Below are 21,058 nucleotides of genomic sequence, written 5' to 3' on the forward strand. Positions count from 1 at the left end.
GCTTCCAGTTCTTTCTTATTCATCATTGCCTATCCTAAACCCTTTTTAAGGATTAATAATAGGCAGTTACACAGATTTAGTTACAGAGTCCGATTTGCAATGATTAAATCGCATCCATTTTTGAAGTCTTCAAAAGAATTACAAAGTGCAAATTCTTCACTAAATGGTTGTGCGAGCTTAGGCTCATATACCACAACCTCGGCGCCTGATTGATGTAAATAGGAAATAATATCCAAAATAGCTGACTCTCTGAAGTTATCAGAATCAGTTTTCATAATTAGGCGATACACACCAATTTTCTTCGCACCTTTAGTCAAAATAGTCTCTGCGATATAATTTTTTCTTGTTACATTCGCTTCCACAATAGCGCCGATTATATTGCTTGGCACGCCATCAAAATTGGCAAGTAACTGCTTGGTATCTTTAGGCAGGCAATAGCCACCATAACCAAATGAAGGGTTGTTGTAATGCTTACCAATGCGTGGATCTAAACTAACACCGTCAATGATCTGTTGGGTATCCAAACCCTTAATTTCACCGTAAGTATCAAGTTCATTAAAAAATGCGACACGCATGGCCAAGTAAGTATTTGAAAATAACTTAATAGCTTCCGCTTCTTTGCTATGCGTCATCAACACCGACACATTGGTGTCGAACGAGCCTTGCACTAATAGCTGCGCAAATGTTCTCGCTTCGCTAGACTTACTACCAACAATGATCCTAGAAGGATACAAGTTGTCATACAGTGCTTTGCCTTCGCGAAGAAACTCCGGTGAAAAGATGATATGCGGTGTGTTGTGTCGCCGTTGCATACGCTCCGTAAATCCCACAGGAACGGTAGACTTGATGATAATCGTCGCTTTAGGAGAAAGTTGTCTAGCTTGGTCTATAACTTGCTCAACACTCGAAGTATCAAAAAAATTCGTTTCTGGGTTGTAGTCGGTTGGCGTCGCAACAACAATAAAGTCTGCTTTCCCATACGCTAAATAGGGATCGCGTGTTGCAAACAATGGGTTTGCAACATGCTCTATAAACTCACTAATTTCTGTATCAGCAATCGGTGATATTTTCTGGTTAGTTAAATTTACTCTGTCTACATTAGTATCTAAAGTACATACATTATTATGTTGTGCTAATAACAATGCGTTCGCTAACCCCACGTAACCCATTCCAACGACAGTAATGTTTGCCATAGTCTCGCGCTCATTTTGCTTTATGATGTTTAGATGCAGCAAAAAGAATGCGATTTTTGAATATGATTTTAATTTTATTTAAAACAGTTGGTTAGGTTGGAGCAAGGAAGTGTTAAGGGGCTGTGCAACGCGCTGACTGCAAAGCGCGTTGCAAAATGCAAAATACGATTCGGTTAAAGTACCATAGCGGCGACCCAGCCAAAGGCGAGTAACGGGAGGTTGAAGTGAATGAATGTGGGTACGACTGAGTCCCAAATGTGATCGTGCTGGCCATCTGCGTTTAAGCCAGATGTCGGCCCCAATGTAGAATCTGAAGCAGGGGAGCCTGCATCACCTAGCGCTCCCGCCGTACCAACTAGAGCTGCGGTTGCCATGACAGAAAAACCAACTTCCATACAAAGTGGTACAAAAAGAGTAGCAATAATTGGTACTGTCGAAAACGAGCTACCAATACCCATCGTGATCAATAAACCGACTATTAATATCATTGCTGCAGCCAAAGGTTTATTATCGCCGATAAAATCAGCGCAAGCCGATACCAAAGCTGCAACATCTCCAGTTGCTTTCATCACCGACGCGAAGCCTTGCGCCGAAATCATAATAAAGCCTATCATAGCCATCATGGCAACGCCGCGGCTAAAGACATCAGAGCTTTGCTCCCACTTTACGATACCAAATACGCTAAACATCATCACGCCTACAAGGCCGCCTAAAATCATGGAGCCACTGACATTTTGCGCAACAAGAGAGCAAATAACAGCAATACTACCTATGATCATGACCTTTTTAGGATTCTCGACCATTTTAGCTTCAGCAACCTCAGATGCTTCGTTATGCTTGTAATCGCGACCTTTACGATAACTAAAAAACACCGCAATACATAACCCAATAAACATGCCAAATGCAGGGATGATCATGGCCATAGGCACTTGGGTATTAATTACATTAAGCCCATTATCAACAAGGTTCTTATGCAAAATAGAATAGAGATAGATACCGCCAAAGCCATAAGGCAACACCATGTAAGAGGTCGCCAAACCAAATGTAAGAATACACGCGATAGCGCGCCTATCTATGTTGAGTTTGTTTAATATCGTTAATAGTGGTGGGATCAAAATTGGAATAAATGCGATGTGTACAGGGATTAAGTTTTGCGAAGCAATTGCACAGCACAAGATAATCGTCATGATGGTAATGCTGAGGACTCGCGTATGTGATTCATCTGAATTATCAACGATACTTAATAGTCTCTGTGCCAAAATATGCGTTAAACCCGATTTGGATATTGCGACAGCAAACCCACCTAACATAGCATAGCTTAGGGCTATTTCAGCACCGCCAGATAAGCCGCTATTAAAAGCATTCATAGTGTCAGCTAGTCCAAGTCCAGCACTTAGTCCGGCCACCATCGCACTGACCGTCATCGCTACTATGACATTCACGCGCACAAGCGTGAGTCCGAGCATCAATAGAACCCCGATAATTACTGCATTCATATTTTTCTCTTTGCTTTTGTTTTTATTGAATTTATCAAATTTTTAGCTTGAATGTTTTGATTTTTGTTAAATGTTTTACCTAGATACCGATTTGCTGAAAAATTGTGATAAAACTGGTCTAATTCTTCGCCACTTTCTGGAAATTCGGCCTGTAAATGGGCGATTGATTGTTTTGGTCCTAACTGATTAAGGTCCGTTTTGGAGCAAGCTAATAAAGCTCTGTAATGCTGAACTGCTAATGGCTCTTTTACTTTGTTTTGCAAAAAAACAATCCAGTACCACAGCAAAAACACCAAACTTAACGCGATAATTATTAAAGGTCCAGACAGAAATTTGCCGCGCTCACCAAATAAAGTTGTGAGTAAGCTTGTTTGTTTATCTTGATCAAAATTCAAAACCCAGCGCGTCCATTGGTAGTCTAACTGTTCAAGTTGCAACCTAAGCCAATTAATAGCAGGAAAGTTAGACCAAGCGGCTAACCCTATGCCTAAATTAGATTTGAATTCGTCTGACAAAGGTTGAAGCTGTGAGAGTGAGCCTTGTAAACGTTCAGGCGACACCCACCCAGTCGGGTCAAGACTTACCCAACCTTGGTTTGGCACATAATATTCAACCCAAGCATGTGCGTCGTATTGATACACGCTGTAATAGTTTTCCGTTTGATTGTATTCCGCACCAAGATAGCCAGATACTAAACGCGCAGGAATACCAGCAACACGCATCATTAAGGCTGCGGTCGCTGCATAATGCCCACAAAACCCACGCTTATTTTCAAACACAAATTCATCAATGACATGACTGGATAGTGCAGTCGGCGGTGTTAACGTATAGCTAAACTGTTGCTGCAAAAAGTAGTTTTTCATTAATGTAACAAAGGCCGCTGTATCAGCGCTTTTCAAGTCCCATTGTTTTGCCAATGCTTGTACTTTGGGGTTAAGCGATGCAGGGAACTCAGTGTTGCGCCTATACTCACGTCTGGTTATGTGCGGTTGTTTTAGACTGTTTGCGCTATACGCTAAATATTCGAAGGTACTACTTAGCTGCTCAGTTCGATATAAAGTACCAAAATAGTTTGTCACAACGCCAGAAGTTGAACTGAACGCATAGCCTAGTCCATACAGCCATGGTGTGTTACTGGGCTCGGCATAAATGGTGTAAAACGTTGAGTTGTCACGCTCAGTTGAAGACGCTGGTACATGCTGTAAATCTGCCATCTTCCATTGAGTGCCATCAAACTTTTCATGGACAATGGCACGCCAATAGAGCGGGGCTTGGATTTGTTCTTGATTGCTCAAAATAGCTCTGAAAGCCAATTCATCCGATTGAGATAGCGCAGCAATATTAAATGGATCAACATCTTCAGACAGACCCGTTTTTGCTAAATTTGGTCCTGGTAACTGCCAAAATGCGGGCAACTTAGGTAAAAATATGATTAAAGCGGCGCTTAAAACAGCACTAAACAAAAGCTTAGAAAATACAAACTTTGTTAACTTAAATATTGGCTTTTTTTGCTCAAGCTGTAGCATTAAAGCCAAATTGATGACTAAAAATGCAAATACAAAAAGGGTGATATATAAGCTTTGTGAAAACAAAAAAGCGCAAGGAATGCTGAAAAAATTGAGAACAAATATTTGTCGCCACAGCCTTTTAGAATTGGCTTGTAACACTTTCAGCTGGCAAGCTAAGAGCATCAGTGCAACAAACAAGGATACTGAGTTTGATAATCCGGCCGATAATGCGGTGATCCCCATACCAACCAAAGCGAGCAGGTTAAGCCAAGAAGTACGAACCCCAATTTGTTCGCGATACACTAAAATGACATGCCAAATTGCAAGCAACGTCATTGTTATGTTAAATAGCACGCCAAAGTCAGTTATCGGCATCCATGTAAGTAATAAGTAACTGAATGACACCAATAAATTATTGGAATTCACTAAGAGCCTCCATGCAGCGAACTTTATGCTGTTCGCCATTATTAGCTTTGAATTGCAAGTGACCCAGCTTTAAAGCGTAAGTAATTTGCATTTTCTCAGCGTTGGATATCAAATAGCTTAGCTTTGACAGTCGCTCTTCAATGTCACCTTGTAGTTGCTCGAAGTCGTATCCCAAGGTACATTTTTCATCTTCGCCTTTATAACTTTGGAGCACAAGCTGTTGAGTTTTGGCATAGTGCCGCCAAGATACACGACGCATACTCATACCCTGTTGATAAGGCAGTAACTGCTGAAATTCATCATTCAAAGATGAGTCTTTTGCACCGGCTAGCTCTCCCTTATTGTCCATTACGAAATGACAGGTTTCATCGGTTGGTAACGGGTTAGGGTAGGCATATATTGACTCTTCAATGTACAGATAACTCCAGACACTAACTAAACCAAATGGATAATGACTTAAGAATTTTAACCGGCCAATTTTATGCTTTCCGCGTGGCAAAGCGACGGGTAAAGCCTGTATTGTTGATTTTAAAACTTGCCCTAACGTTAAACCTAAATGCGAGTTTCGGTGTTTAATTTGAAAGTCTAATAGTGGTTTTTTGGTAGTGATCTCTAGATTGATAGTCGGTGGTGCACTCGCATAATCGCTATGAATGCTTACACACTGTATTTTTGTTCCGCTCATATTCGCAAAACCATAAAGGAGCGACACAATCAGAAGCATCACCATTAAATAGGCAATGGCCAGTAACAGGTTATTTTGATAGTTAATACCAAGCACAAAGTTGAGCGCTGCAACCCCCATAAAGCCAACCCCCATTTTTGAGGGCAAGACATATATGTTGTTATGAGAGAGCATAATCTCGCAGCCCAAATGTTTTTTGCTCACTAAGCGTTCAAATACACGGCTAGTTATCTTGTTCATTAAAGGGGAATGCTCACCTCATTCAAAATGTCCGATATCGCACTGTCTTGCATATGAACCGGAATGTTCAAGCGGTGTGCTGCAATACTTGCAAATACATCTTGCACATCGTCTTGTGTTGCGTAATCTCTATTGTCTATCAGCGCCCAAGCACGAGCAGCGCTCCCCAAGGCGATGCTCGTGCGTGGAGAAAGTGGATCGGTAAACCGACCACTATCTCGAGTATAGCGTACAAGCGCAAGGATATAATCGACTACAGACTTGGGGAGTTTGACCAACTTAACCTGTTCTTGTACATTTTTTAATTTATTACTATCAATAACTTGGGTGACTTTAGAAGGTTCATTATCCTTAATGCCAAGTATCAATTTACGTTCAGCATCCTCACTTGGATAACCTAAACTTATACGCATAAAAAAGCGATCGAGTTGAGATTCGGGCAGGGGGTGTGTACCCGCTTGATGTAATGGATTTTGCGTTGCGATTACAAAAAACGGTTCTGGCAGAGGGTGGCTAACGCCATCCACAGTAACTTGTCGTTCTTCCATCGCCTCGAGCAATGCACTTTGTGTTTTTGGACTTGCGCGATTTATTTCATCGGCCAATAATAACTGACTGAAAACAGGGCCTGGATGAAAGGTAAATTGATGCTCATTGGTATTGAATATCATTGTACCGATTACATCCGCAGGTAATAGGTCACTCGTGAACTGTACACGTTGATAGCTCAGGCCCAAAACATCGGCTAGACCATGCGACAGCGTAGTTTTGCCCATACCAGGCAAGTCTTCGATCAACAAATGGCCGCGACATAACAAACTACAAATGGCGAGTTTAACTTGTGATTCTTTACCGTAGATGATGTGAGATAGCTGCGACGTTATTTGTTCAATTACTTGGTTCATGCAATCATTTCTATGCGTTTCAATACTGTATCAACTTTTTTTGCATTAAATGGTTTCGCGATAAAACCTTTAGCGCCAAGTTCCCAAGTATTTTGAACGTTTTCTAAACTGTTGTGGCCAGAACACATGATCACATGCGTGTTTGGATAATTGTCGTTGATAAACTCTAATATTTGCGTGCCGTCAGTGTCGGGTAATTCAATATCTAAAAAAATAACATTAGGCGGGGTTTCAGATAACAAGGTTTTGGCCGATTCAAAATCTTCAGACTCGAAAATCTCTTCGAAACCAAGTTCATTCAATATGTTACTCAAATAATCTCGAATGTCTTGAGAGTCGTCGATAATCAATATCGGTTCAAGGGGTTTTACAAATTCCATATAACGATACTTCATATTGTTTGTATGAAAACATACTAAGGCATACAAACTTCAAGCTCAATAACTTTGACCATATTAGCAACAGACAACCCCAAAATGTCCGATACCGTCTAGTATTGGACATTTTGGGTGGATTAGAATGTTACTATAGAAGTTAAGTGCAGTTATATGCTTAACTTCCCATAATTTACGTTATGTTAAATAGTGTTTTTATATAAGCTCTCCTTGTAATCCCCTTAAAAGGTAAACATTTATAGAGCTTACATATTTAGCAATTTAGCCTATTTTTTGATGCATGTTGCAATTTCTCACTGTGCTTTGTGCTTTGATAATTTGCTCATCCTAAGAACAAATAGATGCGTGTATTATTTCGCTGTTTGCTACTTATCAACCTTTTCAGGAATCAAAAGCATATTTATTGGAACTGTCACGAAAACATTACCCAGCTCTAAAAAATGAATCAATGGCATGCTTAAACTGCTGTTCAGACTCTTTCGTTAATGAGCAATAGCTCCATGATTCATCACCGATCCTAAATCTGACATTCGCCTTATATATGGTGCCTTTGTGTGCATTAAGAAATCGCTTGTCGGCTTTATTAGTCACTGTGCATGATTCTTGTCTGTATAAGTTAGCATTACCGGGCTTAACAAGCGTAAAGATATAACTATCATCATTGATAGATGTGAGCTTTACCGCATGCTCTTGTGTTTTTAAGCTGCTTTTTGACATAACAACTAAGCCAACAACGGCACTGACAAGTATGCCAATATATGACCATTTAAATTGTTCAGTCATGGCATGGTCCACTCTTTTTTATCGCAATGTGTAAACTTTAATTACTAGTAAAGGAAAAATAAATACGACAAAAGCGTGATTACCCATTATTGTTACGTGCAGCCTCCCTAATTTTTTGTCAATACATGCTAATTCATACGAGACTTTAGCAAAGCTGTAGAGTCGACATTCCCACATTCGCAATAACTGCGTGCGATAGACGCCTTAAATCTCAGAACCGCTTTACAGAAAACCAGCCTTTAGCCTTATCAGTAATATTTAAGCTTTGTTATATGATTAAATCTTGGTCAATTGGAATGGTCATTTAATCATGAAAAAGTTTTTAATCTGTGCATTGCTCGCGATTACATCGAGCCATGCTGTCGCAAGCAATATCAACTCTGGTGTTGGCATCAACCTCACCGGCATAAACTATTGGTCGAGCCAATGGACGACAATAGACGTAATGAAGCATGCGTCTAATGGAAGTGGTGAGCTTTGGGCAACAAGTAATGCAATTACGTACGAATATAATACTGGCGATCAGTTACTGCTAGACTTAGATGAACAAGGTTGGCCGCGTTCTTTGCCTTCATTGACGAGCGAATCCCCTTTTCATTATGTCACGACCATTATTTTTCACGATAACCCCCATTACGCAAAAGGCGAATATGTCATTTTGTATGAAGGTGAAGGTGAGCTTTATTACTCAGGTCCTCAGTTAATTAGCTCAGTACCAGGGCGAGACGTAGTGCGTATGGAGGAAAATAGCTATTTTCACCTACAAATTCATAGTACGGACCCCAACAATACAGGCGACTATATTCGTAACGTGAGGATCATTGCACCGGGAGGTAGTTGCAGCACAAGTGAAACTGACTTCGCCCAAAGTGCAAGTGATTGTACTGAGCCTGATATGTTTATTCCATTTGAGCAAAGTTATGCGCAGCGGGTTTTTCACCCGCTGTTTTTACAAGACATGTCGCAGTTTAGAACCCTACGTTTTATGCAACTGCTAAGCACAATCGACAACCCCATTATTAATTGGCATGAACGACCAAAGTACAACTATGCAAGCTGGGCATTAAACGGCGGAAGCCCTATCGAAGTCGCTATTTCAATGGCAAATACGCTGCATGCCGAAGGTTGGTATAACTTGCCTGTAAGGATAAATGATGAATACGTTCAACAATTTGCGCAACTTCTAAAAAGTACCGCTGATGAGCAAAGCGATATTTACATTGAGTATGGTAATGAGCTTTGGAATAACGCATGGCCGTACATTAATGATGCCATTTACATAGAAGAGCAAGGAAAAGCACTTTGGCCCAATACTCATTACCATGATATTGAGTATCGTATGAATTATTACGGCATGCGTAGCACTCAAATATGCGACATCGTAAAAACAGAATTCGCGGACCAAGCGAGTCGTATAAAATGCGTTATGGGTGGCCAGACCGGCGTACCTTGGATAAGCGAACAAGCACTCAACTGCCCTATCTACGCGTCAGGTGTTAATACCAAGTGTGCTGACAATATGGATGTACTGGCAGTGGGTAGTTATTTTGGTGGGTATTTTGCCGATCAAAAGTATCTTGAAATTTTAAATGAATGGGCAAAAGAGCCGATAACTGGCTTAGACAACCTATTTACTGAAATGCATTCTGGACTATTACGATCATTAACGTTTAACCCTGAAGAGCCTATTTGGTGGCAGGCTCCCGAACACGGAGCCCTCGCCCAAGCAAAAGACAATATCACGGGTAATCTTGAGTTAGCACAACAAAACGGCCTAATGCTCGCAGCATATGAAGGCGGCCAACATTTAACCTACGCGGGTGATAGGCGCGATGGGCGAGAACAAATTAGTAAGACCCTATTTTTGGAAGCTAATCGCGATAAAAGAATGGCAAATGCATTTACAGAGCACCTTGCCGATTGGCAAGCTTCTGGCGCAGGCCTATTTATTGTATTTGAAAGCATTGGGCGTTGGGATGACTGGGGCGCCTTTCCATTAAAAGAGTATCAAACTCAGCCTAGACAAAGTGCAGTCAAATTCGATGCTGTATTAAACTTTATAGAGCAAAACCCTTGTTGGTGGCCGCTTTGTGAAAGGCAAGTCGCACATAACGACGATCCTATTATCCTACCTCCTGATGATGTCTCCCCACCACCAGTTGTTGAGCCTAGCCCCCTACCAACTTTAACTCTGTTTGCACAACCAATATATGAAACCAATGGCGTTAGGTTGAGTTGGCAACTAAGCGATTTCGAGCGGCCTGTTCAATACAGCATTTCTAGAGACTCTCAGAAGATCACGCTTAGCGATAACAATGCTTTTGAGGATAATTGGTTGTCTCTCAATCAGCAGATAACCTATCAAATTGATGCCGTCGATAAAACAACGGGTGTGCTTATCGCAAGCAAGCAGGTAGTTACTCAAGCCGGAGATAGTGAGCCCCCCTCAGTACCTCAAGCGTTGACGGTGAAAACTAACGGAGCCTACGGCGCGCAATTGAACTGGCGGCCAAGTACAGATAACTATGGGGTAAAGTTATACAAGATTGCGAGAAATGGCCAAATGTACACTCACACAAGTGAGACACAATTCATTGATCCGTGGCCACCTCAAGGGAAAGTCACTTACTCTATTTATGCACAAGACTTGGCTGGTAATCTCTCCGCTATTTCACAAACTGTAGAAATTGAAATATCACATAACTAAATGCAAAAAACTCGCTCTTTCGAGCGAGTTTTTAATATAAAGTTGTTGAGTATATTTAAAACTCTTTTACAACTTTGACATCACCAGTGACCGCGCCAGAAGAGACAAAGCCGATTGTATCAGGATTAGATGATACACTTTGAATTACTTCTGCATCATTTGCCGCTTCTTTAGGTGGTGTTCCTTTACCCGTAAAGATCAACTTTGACCAATATGCCTTTAACTGTGCTGAGGATTTGTTCAATACTTTGCTGTTGAATTCTTCAGCGACGGCACTGCCTGACTCTTGACCAATGGGGATCACCTTGTTGCCGTTAGAAAATGACTTTTCTTTACCCGTAAAAATACGGCTGATTGTAGAATCATCAAAGCTGCTGTTATTACTAGGATGAACAATAACCGATACGCCTGCATATGACTGAGCACATAGCAACATAGCTGCTAGATAAGTTAGTTTTTTCATCGCTGCCTCCTAAAATACTACATCTACGCCAAACGTAAGCGCTTTACTGTCGCCCGCTACAGCAAAGTCAAACGAATCGTCTTTTACTCGGTCGTATTGAACTTTGAACGCTGCAGAAGGGTGGAAGTTCCAACGAACACCAACCGCTGTAGTGTCATGTTTTTCAACGTCACCAGTACCGCTTTGCTCATAGTCGGAATACATCACGTATGGTGTTATATCACCAAAGCGATAACCAGCGCTTACCATGTAAGTATCAAAGTCACTATCAAGCTCAAGGCGGTTCAACTCTGTTAATACAAAGAAGTTACCCCAATCAGCATTCACAGCTAAGCCATAAAATTTACCATCACGTTCATCTTTGCCATTCCACATTGACGGCTGACCACCTACAAAACGTTTGTTGGTATAACGCATGTGTGTTAAACGTATCTCTAACCAATCGTGACTTAGGTTAACGACACCGCCTAATATGTCTTCCCAAATTTCACGTGTTGGTTGGCGGAAGAAAAAATCGGAAAGAAGTTTGTTCTGGCTGTCATCTTCGCGACCAGTATAAATATTCGCGGACAACCCCCAATCCCCTACCGAACCGTTGTACAGTAAATTTACGCCTTCATAGTTAAAAATTTGCCATGTATAGTTGTCTGCAGGTGGGCGCATCCATACATATGCGTAACCTACATCATAAAAATCCGAGTAGTAAAATAACGGTAAACGTTTTTTACCCGCTTGGAGTGTCCAATTATCATTTATCTCATAAGATATGTAAGCCCATTCAAATTCAGCGTCATAGTCATTCGCACCACGAGCCACAATTTGACCAGTCACACTCAATCCATCGCCTAAGTCTCCACTCACTTGTAAACCTATAAGTGATTCTGGTGAAAAGGAAAAGTCTTCAGTGTATGTACTAACAATTGGATAGTCAGCAAGAAATGAAGGCTCAATACCATACTGAGGCGCCCCAGTACCACTAAGTACCTTACCACCATTAACACTTGCAAACCCTGAAATATTTATCTCTGCATGTACCGCTGTCGAACTAAGTGCAGCGACCAAGAGAGTCGTTTTTAGTTTCATAGATAGCTCCGCTCATTTAAGAGTAATTGGCAAGCTAAGTATAGTTAAACCTCCGAAAAAGAAAGTTTTATTGATAAAAATTAGAATATGGCTAAGCTTAGAATCAGGGGAAATATAAAAATAGCCAAGCTGCGCCATAAATAGGCACATAGCAAGGAGTTACACAACTTAAGGTTGTCACATTGTTATATTACAAGGTGTTATATGTCTAAATTATTGCATTTTAAGAATTTGAGCATTTCGAAGAAGATTCATGCGATAACCATAGTTGCCGTTGCAGCATTTATCGTACTCGTAATGATTAATTATAAATCGCTTCTGGAGAATAAACGCTCATTAGATGAATTAGAAAACCAAACTTATAAATTGCTCATCCTTACTTCCGAAAACGTTACATCAATGCAAAATCTAGATGAAACATACACTCAATCAGTAACATTCGGAGATGCTGAGCTAATTAGTAAGGCGACCGCTACGCAAAAAAAACTGGTTGAGAACCTTAAGCAAGTTCCCAATTTGAATATTAACTTTCCAACAATGGATACAGTCAGAAAAATCCAAGAGTATGGAAAAATTGCAAAACAAATTGCCACGAGCATGATAGATGGTACTGCGGACTTTGCTAAGTTACCGCAAATTGCAAAGCAAAAGAGTGACTTGTTCGATAGCATTCTGAATGACCTAAACTCTGATAAAAAGCGCGCGGACGATCGATTTTTCGAACTAATTAACAACACAAAGTCAAACGCTGACGACGCACTTACCATGATGTTTGTAGTTGCTGTTATATCTTTATCAATTGTGATTATTTTAGCCGTTATGATTGCGCGCGGTATTAGTTCCTCTGCTGGTGAAGCCGCCGACAATCTTTATTTGTTAGCTGAAGGAAAAGGCTCTTTGAGTTCTCAACTTACCGTTTCCTCTAACGATGAAATTGGCCAAGTATCGAAAAACTTTAACTCCTTTGTAAACATGCTGCGTGGTACTGTTGAAGACGTGATTGCCGTGGTTGAGCCGCTGATGGAAAACTCAACTCGCTTAGTTCAAGGTATGGAATCGGCAGAGAGAGCAACACAACAGCAATCCAGCGATGCCGAAGTTGTTCGCAACTCTATGGAAGAAATGAAACAGAGCGTGGGTGATATTTCTCAATCGGCTGCAACTGCTTTCCAAGCCGCTGAACTTGCAGAAAATGCCGTTGATGAAAGCTTAAAACAAATCAATGTCTCCGTTGCTCAGTCTCAAGACTTAAGCGAAGAGATAAATAAAGCAGCTGTGACTATTAATAAGCTTGCAGATGATACTCAGAATGTTACTCAAATATTGAATGTAATTACCTCTATTGCCGAACAAACCAACCTACTGGCATTGAACGCGGCCATTGAAGCGGCCCGCGCAGGCGAGCAAGGTCGTGGCTTTGCTGTGGTTGCAGATGAAGTAAGGGAGCTTGCTTCAAGAACAGCAAAATCTACAAATGAGATCCGAGAGTTAATTAATATTTTAACTGTCGCAGCGTCAGATTCAGTTAATGCAATGAATTCAGCAAGAGATATGGCAACTAACAATGCGGAAGCTGCTCAAGCAACTGGTAAGTCCATTCAGGAGATTTCTGATCAAATCTTGGCTATCAATGGTATGAACTCACAGATTGCAACGGCAACTGAAGAACAAACATCTGTTGCTGCAATGGTTGTAGATAATGTTTCTAATATGCACAGTTCGTTTGAGCAAACAATGAAAGCGCTTGAACAGGTGGGTGATGTAGCGCAAAACTTACATAAATTATCGGATAATTTATTGGACTCAACATCTAAATTTAAACTGTAATCAATTCGCAGCTTAAATTAATTTTGGCATTAAAAAAGGCAGCCTACGCTGCCTTTTTTGTTGAACTTAATTCTTATGAATTAAAGAGCAACGATGTTCTCAGCTTGAGGACCTTTTTGGCCTTGAGCTAGAGTGAATTCTACGCGCTGGCCTTCAGCAAGAGTTTTGAAGCCGTCGCCTTTGATTGCACTGAAGTGTGCAAAAACGTCAGCGCCGTTTTCTTGAGCGATGAAACCAAAACCTTTAGATTCATTGAACCACTTAACTGTACCAGTAACTGTGTTAGACATAATGTATATCCTGTAATTAAAAAATTAAATTGCTGACTATCATCAAAGTCAGACGGAATAGCAAAAAAAGATAAATGATATTTAAAACTACAGGACGGAGGTACTAACGTTAACGCTTCGAAATGGAGTGTATAAAAGAACTTACTTTTAAGCTTGGCGTAACTATATAGATTTACGCTAGCAAGTCAATATAATTTTTCTTTGTATTTTCTTAGTATTGCTATTTTTTGAACAGTAAAACAAGCAGGTTAATGCCCTACTCGTTTTACTTAGCTATTAAGTCTCACAAAATCAGTGCAATGCTGCAGTAAAAGGTATCTCCGCGCAGATCTTGCCTTCGGCTATTAATATCTCTTCCAACCGTTGATCAATGACATCTTTATCAAAATATTCATAAGCTAGTTCAACGAACAGGTTTTTGTGTTTTTCTTCCGATTTTGCAATGCTCACGTAAAAGTCTTTCTCTTTGCCCTCCGGTAACGCTTCCGCGACAAGAGAAAAACGCTCATGTCCACGCGCTTCAATTACCGCAGCTACAAGCAGGCGATCTATCAAAAATTCATCACGACCATTTCTAAATAAGGCGCGAATTTTTTTTACATAAGGATCTTTTTGATCATTACCTAAGGTAATACCACGCTCAGTCAATAGCTTGAGTACTTGTTTGAAATGGATCATTTCTTCAATAGCAAGGTCCGTCATTGCTTTTACGAGCTTAATTCTGTCTGGGTAATGACTTAACATCGATACAGCCATACCTGATGCTTTTTTTTCCGCCGCTGCATGATCTTGTAAAAAGGTGCCAAAATCTTCGAGTACTTTATGAGTCCATTCAAACGGCGTGTGATATTTAAGTTCAAACATTACTAATACTTACATTTATATCGATAAAATTGTACGCATTTTAACGCATTCTGATCAGTGAGCAAAGTTTAAGTCATGCAATACAATTGACTGTCCTTATCTACTTTTCCATTTCGTGTTGAGCTGACTTTCAACGGGTGACGTATTTCATTCCAAGCCGTCACTTTTCCACCTTTATTGGTATAAGGCATCGCGTCCAAGTTACACGAATTAACGCAAAGAAATTCGCTCAATGTATTGAGTGCTTGGGGAGCAGAAATATCAAACGATAAATAGTCTAATGAGTTTTGCTTAAAGAAGTTAATCGCTTTGTATTTATGGCTTTCATAACATGAGGTTAAATATTCATAATCGCTCGTAAACTGTGCATTAAAACCTTCAAATGTATTTAAAAAACAACGTTTTATAGTATCGTTAAAGCCACCATTATCACGCAATAGATTTGTTGACATGCGTGTAAGCAATTGTGAAATGGAAGGAAGCCATAGCTGCTGTTCGCGCTCTAAGTAAATAAAGCGACTATTTGGATAAATACGAGACAATGTCTGGTAATCGTTAAACACTGGCGTGTCAGCGACTACCTGCGCATTTTTAAATGTGTTACGCGTGTATGCCGTATGCGCAGTTGTGAATCCTAAGTACAGTGTGGCGACGCACACGCTCGTTGTTCCTGTTCTTGGAAGGCCCACGATAAAAACTTTATCACTCATAACCGATATGTGAATACCTAAATGGGAATATGGCGCGAGTATACAGGAATCAAAGGGTAACTAGATAGGGGGCTATATGCCCCCATTGACCAAAGGGGCTACTTTATAAGATATATAGCATAAACTTGAGCATCAAGGGTAATAGCCCCTGTGTTGTATGCTTCTTTATAATTTCCCGATTCAGAATCCTTCATACGCATTGAAGCTTGGCGCAGATATGGCACAGTGGGCGTTGATAGCGGCGAAAAAGAAACAGAATAAAGTTTGTCTAATTTTACGTCAAATTCGCCAGCAAGCTCTTTTGCGGCATGCTTTGCGTCTTTGATAGCATCTTTCTTCAACTTATCTACCAGCTCACTTTGGTTACTTACACTAAATTCAGTGTTGTAGAACTCGGTAATTCCCGTATCAACGAGCTTTTGTAACAAAACTGGGTAACTCTCAACATTACTTAAAGTGAGCGTTAAACTACGAGTAACACGAAAACCTTCAAAAACTTCTTCACTGGTGTTTCTGTCGTAACGCGTTTGGCGGTGGATATTGAGTTGTTCTGCGTGAATATCATCTGCTTCAATATCAAAGCGCTTCGCTAACTTAATCGCATCTTCCATAATGCTATCCACTCTTTTTTTAGCGTCCGTCAACTGCTTGTGCTTTTCCGTAATGGCAACTCGGATGGTTGCTCTATCGGGCTGAACCTGCATTTTAGCAGAACCCTGAACATACAGATGAGGCTCGTCAGGTAGAGGTGAAGCAAATACTGTAGTGCAAAATAGAGTTGCTATGATTGATGTGAACATGCGCATATTGCTATTCCTTATTGAATCTGATGTTTGTATTGAATCACATTGTCCTTAATCACTCCTGAACGTCGAATTGTGATTCTAACGCTTCTGTAATAAAAGCGCTTTCAGGTTCGAAAAACAAGCTTTTATGAAACTCAATAATGTCTTTTTGTAACGAAGCATCTGACATTGCTTCATTAAATAACTTAATCGCTTGTTCACCAATATGCGAATTTGCACAAACAAAATAGCCAAAGGTTGCTAAAGGAGCGCCCTTTATTTGATGAACTGAGATTGAAGCACTTTTTGATTCATGTGGATGGTTGTATCTAAACACGCTCGCATACTCAATAATTGCATCTAGCTTTCCTTGGATTAACATCTTTTGCAAACGCACAGCACTATTAGCCCCTTCATTGATAAAAATGTTGTCATCGACTTCGAGCAGCATCTCGTCAATTTCGTTTCCATAAGAACGGCCTTTAGTCACACCAAGATGTAGTCTATGCTTTATAGCTAACTCTTTAATTGATATGGCCAATGGCAAAGCTTGATGGTTGAAGGCGATAATTCTATTTGCTGGAAACGCGATTAGTGGGTATTTGCTATATCTTGCTTGCTTTTCTCGTTCAGGGGTTTTTGCTTTGTTGTAAAGGCAAGTGGTTGGCTGGTTTTCTAGTTCTCGCCATTCTCGAACGCGGCTTGCGGGAATGTGGTTGAAAACCATCTTACCATCCAGCTTTTGCTGAACTTTCATGAGTAAAACCATCGCTGCATCACGAGGTTCATAGATTTTTGATGGGTCATAATCTGATGCTAGGTCAATCACTAGCGCTTGACTTTTAAAGGCGTATACAATAATACAAACAGCGAAATATCTAAAGAGGGTCATAAATCACCAAAGCTACATGTGCAAGTCACCTCCTTGGCGTTCAATCATTATGCAATAGTACCAAAAGAGCCAGCAATCGTCATGCCGGCTCTATCTAGAAAATTAAATGCTACGTCGCTTGTAATTACGGTATTCAGGCAGCCAATAGTTTTTCTCAATTGCTTTCCATATGGCGTCATCGCTCATTTCTAGCGCTACACCCTCTTCCATCGCTTTCTTAGCAACAGCAAAAGCAATGCGTTTACTCAATGCTTCGATTTCTACCAATGCAGGTAGCAAGCTGCCTTTGCCTGTATTAGCCCAAGGTGATGACTCAGCAAGCGTTTCACTTGAAACCATCAACATAGCGTCAGTAATACGTGTTGCTTTTGCTGCGATCACGCCAAGACCAATACCAGGGAAAATATAACTATTGTTACACTGTGGAATTGGGTAGATATTTCCCTCGTACTCAACGGGTTCAAATGGACTACCTGTTGCCACGATTGCTTGACCGTCAGTCCATTCAATCACGTCTTTTGGATGTGCTTCAACTTGACGTGATGGATTACTCAAAGGGAAAATAATTGGGCGCTCGCACCCGTTGTGCATCGCACGGATAACCTGTTCAGTAAACAGGCCTGGCTGGCCAGATACACCAATAAGGATATCGGGTTTTGCGCAGTGCATCACGTCTAACAACGACGCATAATCACCACTGTAAGACCAATCACTTAACGCATCGTTACTTTGTACAAGTGCCGCTTGGAAGTCACGTAAGTCTTCCATGCCTTCTGTTAATAAACCAAACCTATCAACCATAAACACTTGGCTGCGGGCCTGCTCGTCAGAAATACCTTCAGCAACCATCTGGCTAATGATCTGTTCAGCAATACCACATCCTGCGGAGCCTGCGCCAACAAATACGACTTTCTGTTCAGACAGCTTCGCGCCTTTTACACGACATGCTGCTAACAACGAACCTACGGTCACAGAAGCGGTACCTTGAATATCGTCATTAAAGCTACAGATCTCATCACGATAACGCTTTAATAGTGGCATAGCATTAGGTTGCGCAAAGTCTTCAAATTGAAGTAGGACACTCGGCCAGCGACGCTTCACTGCACTAATGAAAAGCTCTAAAAATTCATTGTACTCTTCTTGGCTAATACGTTTATGCCTTGCACCCATGTACATAGGGTCTGCAAGTAACTTCTCATTATTAGTACCAACATCAAGCATTACAGGTAGTGTATAAGCTGGGCTGATACCACCACAGGCTGTGTAAAGCGACAACTTACCGATAGGTATACCCATACCACCAATACCTTGGTCGCCTAGGCCTAAAATACGCTCACCATCGGTTACAACTATTACTTTTACCTTACCTTTTGTCGCATTACGTAAGATATCGTCCATTTGATGGCGCTCTTCGTACGAAATAAACAAGCCGCGCGAACTACGATAAATATCAGAAAACTTCTCGCACGCATCACCTACCGTTGGGGTATAAATGATTGGCATCATTTCTTCTAAATGATCGCGAACTAAACGGTAGTACAAAGTCTCATTATTATCTTGGATTGCGCGCAGGTAAATATGCTTGTTTAAGTTATCTTGAAAACTTGAGTACTGCTGATAACAGCGTTCAACTTGCTCTTCAATCGTTTCGTAGCGAGGCGGTAATAAACCGGTTAGGTTAAAGCTTTCACGCTCTCGTTGACTAAATGCACTGCCTTTGTTCAATAAAGGCGTTTCTAGAAGATTTGGACCAGAGTAAGGAATGTATAAATAATTTGGATCGGTTTGTTTAGTCATATTTACAAGTTTTGACACATTTTTATAGGCTGAGAGTTCATTATTGCCCAAAGTGATTAAATTTCAATGAATTTCATTCACATCAGACCAATGTAAAAAGCCCTATTCACTGATAATTTAATCTGTAAACAGGGCCATACAGTATATCGTAAACTTAGTTACAAGCCTACGATTATCGCGTGTTTTCGCCTAATGCGATGCCTTCACGGCGTGGATCAGCGCCACCAAATAATTTGCCATTTTTCAATTCAATTGCATGTAAACCGGAGTTCAAATCTCTTACCTGCACATTGTGCCCTTTTTCTTGAAAGAACGGCACTAAGTTTTCCAGTGCGGTACCTTTTTCTAAAGTTGTGTACTTATTTCGGTTAGTGATCCGAGGTAAGTTGATCGCCTCTTGAGGCGTCAATTTCCAATCCAACACACCGATCACTGTTTGCGCAACATAATTAATGATGCGACTACCACCCGGTGAACCAACAATTAAGCGCAAACTTCCATCGGGGTTAAACACCATAACTGGTGACATAGAACTGCGTGGACGTTTATTTGCCTCAACGCGATTAGCAACCAACTTGCCTTCTTTCTTTGGAGTAAGTGAAAAGTCGGTAAGTTGATTATTTAAAAGATACCCGTTCACCATCACGGTTGAGCCAAAAGCCATCTCTATCGAGCTTGTCATAGAAACTGCATTACCTTCACTATCTACGATTGATACGTGCGTTGTAGAGGGCAATTCATAGCCGTCATCCATTGCGTAAGCAAGCTTACCATGAGTAGGGTCACCGACAGGCACATTGTGATTGTCTTGGTTTGTAATCAGCGCTGCTCTATTAGATAAATAGTCACTTTGCAGCAATGCTTGAGTTGGTACAGCGATAAAATCAGGATCTGCGACATAGTGGTTTCGGTCCGCAAACGCCAGACGTGACGCTTGAGTAAATAAATGCAAAGCTTGTGGGTCGTTTGCCTCATATAGGCCTAAATTTTTCCCTTCAAGCAGTTTCAATATTTGTAAAACAGCGATCCCACCACTACTTGGAGGTGCCATAGAGCACACATTATATTGGTGATATTCCACGCAAATCGCGTCTCGTTGTTTGCTTTTATAGTTGTTTAAATCCGTACTATCTAGTTTACCTGGGGCTATCACGGAATCTTGCACTGCCGTCACCAGTTTTTGCGCATTTGAACCTTGATAGAAGGCGTTGATGCCATTACGTGCCACTTGAGTGTACAATTCGGCAAGTTTTGGATTTTTTTTAACTGTGCCTACTTTTAGCGCTTCACCGTTTGGATAAAAATACTCTTTTGCTGGTGAGAGCTGAGTTAAACCAGGGTTTAACCTTTTCTCAAGCAGCATATTCAACCTAGGAGAAACCTCAAACCCTTCCGCTGCAAGTTTAATTGCGGGCTCAAAAAGTTGCTGCCAAGGCAACTTACCATATTTATCATGCGCTTGTTTAAACGCGTGCAATACACCTGGTACCCCCACTGAACGTCCGCCAACCACAGCCTTAATCCAAGGTACGGCTTTGCCTGTTTCATCTAAAAATAACGTGTGATCCGCATTACGCGGCGCGGTTTCACGGCCGTCAAAAGTAACAAGTTCGTTTGCATCTTTATCGAAATACAAAATAAACGTACCGCCACCAATACCCGATGATTGAGGCTCCACTAACGTTAACACCAGTTGTGTGGCGATAGCAGCATCAATCGCACTGCCGCCTTTGGCAAGCATCGTTCGTCCCGCTTTTGATGCATAGGGATTCGCTGCTGCGATCATAAATTGCTTAGCAACAACTTGGTCTTTTTGTTGTACACCCGTAGCCGCTTCTGGCTCACGTGCCTCGCGCTTTTGGGTCGTTTGCTTATCAAGATTTGAAGCACAACTTGTCAGTAATAACATGCTCGCTATGTGCAGTGCATATTTCATATCTGGTCACTTTTATCCATTGAAAACATTGGCATGATAAAAGCAAACGGGCACAATATGCAAAAAATTACTG

The 21,058-nt window shown here is 41.0% G+C and carries 18 protein-coding genes; 2 read left to right on the forward strand and 16 right to left on the reverse strand.

Going from position 1 to position 21,058, the window contains the following annotated elements:
• Nucleotides 1–80: 80 nt before the first annotated feature.
• From ACW689_RS05155 to ACW689_RS05185, 7 genes are all read right to left on the reverse strand, one after another.
• Nucleotides 81–1,193 (reverse strand): nucleotide sugar dehydrogenase, encoded by a 1,113-nt coding sequence (locus tag ACW689_RS05155; RefSeq protein WP_476289005.1) that lies wholly within the window; start codon nucleotides 1,191–1,193, stop codon nucleotides 81–83.
• Nucleotides 1,194–1,366: 173 nt separating this feature from the next.
• A complete protein-coding gene (locus tag ACW689_RS05160) occupies nucleotides 1,367–2,689 on the reverse strand; it encodes a Na+/H+ antiporter family protein (protein ID WP_476289007.1) in 1,323 nt (440 codons plus the stop codon).
• Nucleotides 2,686–4,623, reverse strand: a complete 1,938-nt coding sequence (locus tag ACW689_RS05165) for a transglutaminase TgpA family protein (RefSeq protein ID WP_476289009.1) — start codon at nucleotides 4,621–4,623, stop codon at nucleotides 2,686–2,688. The genes ACW689_RS05160 and ACW689_RS05165 overlap by 4 nt, the downstream gene beginning before the upstream one ends.
• Nucleotides 4,610–5,548 carry a DUF58 domain-containing protein gene (locus ACW689_RS05170; RefSeq protein ID WP_476289011.1) on the reverse strand — a complete coding sequence of 313 codons (939 nt, stop codon included), beginning with the start codon at nucleotides 5,546–5,548 and terminating at the stop codon, nucleotides 4,610–4,612. The genes ACW689_RS05165 and ACW689_RS05170 overlap by 14 nt, the downstream gene beginning before the upstream one ends.
• Nucleotides 5,548–6,453 (reverse strand): AAA family ATPase, encoded by a 906-nt coding sequence (locus ACW689_RS05175; RefSeq protein ID WP_476289013.1) that lies wholly within the window; start codon nucleotides 6,451–6,453, stop codon nucleotides 5,548–5,550. Before ACW689_RS05175 ends, ACW689_RS05170 begins: the two co-directional genes overlap by 1 nt.
• Nucleotides 6,450–6,833, reverse strand: a complete 384-nt coding sequence (locus ACW689_RS05180) for a response regulator (RefSeq protein ID WP_476289015.1) — start codon at nucleotides 6,831–6,833, stop codon at nucleotides 6,450–6,452. The genes ACW689_RS05175 and ACW689_RS05180 overlap by 4 nt, the downstream gene beginning before the upstream one ends.
• Before the next feature lie 438 nt (nucleotides 6,834–7,271).
• A complete protein-coding gene (locus ACW689_RS05185) occupies nucleotides 7,272–7,631 on the reverse strand; it encodes a hypothetical protein (protein WP_476289017.1) in 360 nt (119 codons plus the stop codon).
• A 310-nt stretch (nucleotides 7,632–7,941) separates the two neighbouring features.
• Here ACW689_RS05185 and ACW689_RS05190 point away from each other — a divergent pair, with 310 nt between their 5' ends.
• Nucleotides 7,942–10,338, forward strand: a complete 2,397-nt coding sequence (locus tag ACW689_RS05190) for a hypothetical protein (RefSeq protein WP_476289019.1) — start codon at nucleotides 7,942–7,944, stop codon at nucleotides 10,336–10,338.
• Nucleotides 10,339–10,393: 55 nt separating this feature from the next.
• Here the strand turns inward: ACW689_RS05190 and ACW689_RS05195 are convergent, their stop codons facing one another.
• Nucleotides 10,394–10,801 carry a type 2 periplasmic-binding domain-containing protein gene (locus ACW689_RS05195; protein ID WP_476289021.1) on the reverse strand — a complete coding sequence of 136 codons (408 nt, stop codon included), beginning with the start codon at nucleotides 10,799–10,801 and terminating at the stop codon, nucleotides 10,394–10,396.
• Between the two features lie 9 nt (nucleotides 10,802–10,810).
• Nucleotides 10,811–11,884, reverse strand: a complete 1,074-nt coding sequence (locus ACW689_RS05200; protein WP_476289023.1) for a porin — start codon at nucleotides 11,882–11,884, stop codon at nucleotides 10,811–10,813.
• A 204-nt stretch (nucleotides 11,885–12,088) separates the two neighbouring features.
• On the opposite strand from ACW689_RS05200, the gene ACW689_RS05205 reads away from it, so the two are divergent.
• The gene (locus ACW689_RS05205; protein WP_476289025.1) at nucleotides 12,089–13,711 is read left to right on the forward strand and encodes a methyl-accepting chemotaxis protein; all 1,623 of its coding nucleotides are present in this window, start codon (nucleotides 12,089–12,091) and stop codon (nucleotides 13,709–13,711) included.
• Between the two features lie 80 nt (nucleotides 13,712–13,791).
• Here ACW689_RS05205 and cspE read toward each other — a convergent pair whose 3' ends face one another.
• The 7 genes from cspE to ggt form a co-directional block, all read right to left on the reverse strand.
• Nucleotides 13,792–14,001: a transcription antiterminator/RNA stability regulator CspE gene (cspE, locus tag ACW689_RS05210; RefSeq protein ID WP_070985466.1), complete on the reverse strand. Its 210-nt coding sequence runs from the start codon at nucleotides 13,999–14,001 to the stop codon at nucleotides 13,792–13,794.
• A gap of 291 nt (nucleotides 14,002–14,292) precedes the next feature.
• Nucleotides 14,293–14,865 carry a MiaE family protein gene (locus tag ACW689_RS05215; RefSeq protein WP_476289028.1) on the reverse strand — a complete coding sequence of 191 codons (573 nt, stop codon included), beginning with the start codon at nucleotides 14,863–14,865 and terminating at the stop codon, nucleotides 14,293–14,295.
• A 68-nt stretch (nucleotides 14,866–14,933) separates the two neighbouring features.
• On the reverse strand, nucleotides 14,934–15,575 hold the full coding sequence (locus tag ACW689_RS05220) for a sulfotransferase (RefSeq protein WP_476289030.1): 642 nt from the start codon (nucleotides 15,573–15,575) through the stop codon (nucleotides 14,934–14,936).
• Nucleotides 15,576–15,673: 98 nt separating this feature from the next.
• The gene (locus ACW689_RS05225; protein ID WP_476289032.1) at nucleotides 15,674–16,381 is read right to left on the reverse strand and encodes an SIMPL domain-containing protein; all 708 of its coding nucleotides are present in this window, start codon (nucleotides 16,379–16,381) and stop codon (nucleotides 15,674–15,676) included.
• Nucleotides 16,382–16,433: 52 nt separating this feature from the next.
• Nucleotides 16,434–17,252: an ABC transporter substrate-binding protein gene (locus ACW689_RS05230; protein ID WP_476289034.1), complete on the reverse strand. Its 819-nt coding sequence runs from the start codon at nucleotides 17,250–17,252 to the stop codon at nucleotides 16,434–16,436.
• Between the two features lie 102 nt (nucleotides 17,253–17,354).
• A complete protein-coding gene (locus tag ACW689_RS05235; protein ID WP_476289036.1) occupies nucleotides 17,355–19,049 on the reverse strand; it encodes an NAD-dependent malic enzyme in 1,695 nt (564 codons plus the stop codon).
• A 172-nt stretch (nucleotides 19,050–19,221) separates the two neighbouring features.
• The gene (gene ggt, locus ACW689_RS05240; protein WP_476289038.1) at nucleotides 19,222–20,985 is read right to left on the reverse strand and encodes a gamma-glutamyltransferase; all 1,764 of its coding nucleotides are present in this window, start codon (nucleotides 20,983–20,985) and stop codon (nucleotides 19,222–19,224) included.
• Between the last annotated feature and the right edge of the window lie 73 nt (nucleotides 20,986–21,058).

The organism is Pseudoalteromonas sp. ABE4_541, assembly GCF_056312285.1.

Bases quoted from the DNA above. Each gene is read 5' to 3' on its own strand.
- ACW689_RS05155 (WP_476289005.1), bottom strand. From the start codon at position 1,193: ATGGCAAACATTACTGTCGTTGGAATGGGTTACGTGGGGTTAGCGAAC.
- ACW689_RS05160 (WP_476289007.1), bottom strand. From the start codon at position 2,689: ATGAATGCAGTAATTATCGGGGTTCTATTGATGCTCGGACTCACGCTT.
- ACW689_RS05170 (WP_476289011.1), bottom strand. From the start codon at position 5,548: ATGAACAAGATAACTAGCCGTGTATTTGAACGCTTAGTGAGCAAAAAA.
- ACW689_RS05175 (WP_476289013.1), bottom strand. From the start codon at position 6,453: ATGAACCAAGTAATTGAACAAATAACGTCGCAGCTATCTCACATCATC.
- ACW689_RS05180 (WP_476289015.1), bottom strand. From the start codon at position 6,833: ATGGAATTTGTAAAACCCCTTGAACCGATATTGATTATCGACGACTCT.
- ACW689_RS05185 (WP_476289017.1), bottom strand. From the start codon at position 7,631: ATGACTGAACAATTTAAATGGTCATATATTGGCATACTTGTCAGTGCC.
- ACW689_RS05190 (WP_476289019.1), top strand. From the start codon at position 7,942: ATGAAAAAGTTTTTAATCTGTGCATTGCTCGCGATTACATCGAGCCAT.
- ACW689_RS05195 (WP_476289021.1), bottom strand. From the start codon at position 10,801: ATGAAAAAACTAACTTATCTAGCAGCTATGTTGCTATGTGCTCAGTCA.
- ACW689_RS05200 (WP_476289023.1), bottom strand. From the start codon at position 11,884: ATGAAACTAAAAACGACTCTCTTGGTCGCTGCACTTAGTTCGACAGCG.
- ACW689_RS05205 (WP_476289025.1), top strand. From the start codon at position 12,089: ATGTCTAAATTATTGCATTTTAAGAATTTGAGCATTTCGAAGAAGATT.
- cspE (WP_070985466.1), bottom strand. From the start codon at position 14,001: ATGTCTAACACAGTTACTGGTACAGTTAAGTGGTTCAATGAATCTAAA.
- ACW689_RS05215 (WP_476289028.1), bottom strand. From the start codon at position 14,865: ATGTTTGAACTTAAATATCACACGCCGTTTGAATGGACTCATAAAGTA.
- ACW689_RS05220 (WP_476289030.1), bottom strand. From the start codon at position 15,575: ATGAGTGATAAAGTTTTTATCGTGGGCCTTCCAAGAACAGGAACAACG.
- ACW689_RS05225 (WP_476289032.1), bottom strand. From the start codon at position 16,381: ATGCGCATGTTCACATCAATCATAGCAACTCTATTTTGCACTACAGTA.
- ACW689_RS05230 (WP_476289034.1), bottom strand. From the start codon at position 17,252: ATGACCCTCTTTAGATATTTCGCTGTTTGTATTATTGTATACGCCTTT.
- ACW689_RS05235 (WP_476289036.1), bottom strand. From the start codon at position 19,049: ATGACTAAACAAACCGATCCAAATTATTTATACATTCCTTACTCTGGT.
- ggt (WP_476289038.1), bottom strand. From the start codon at position 20,985: ATGAAATATGCACTGCACATAGCGAGCATGTTATTACTGACAAGTTGT.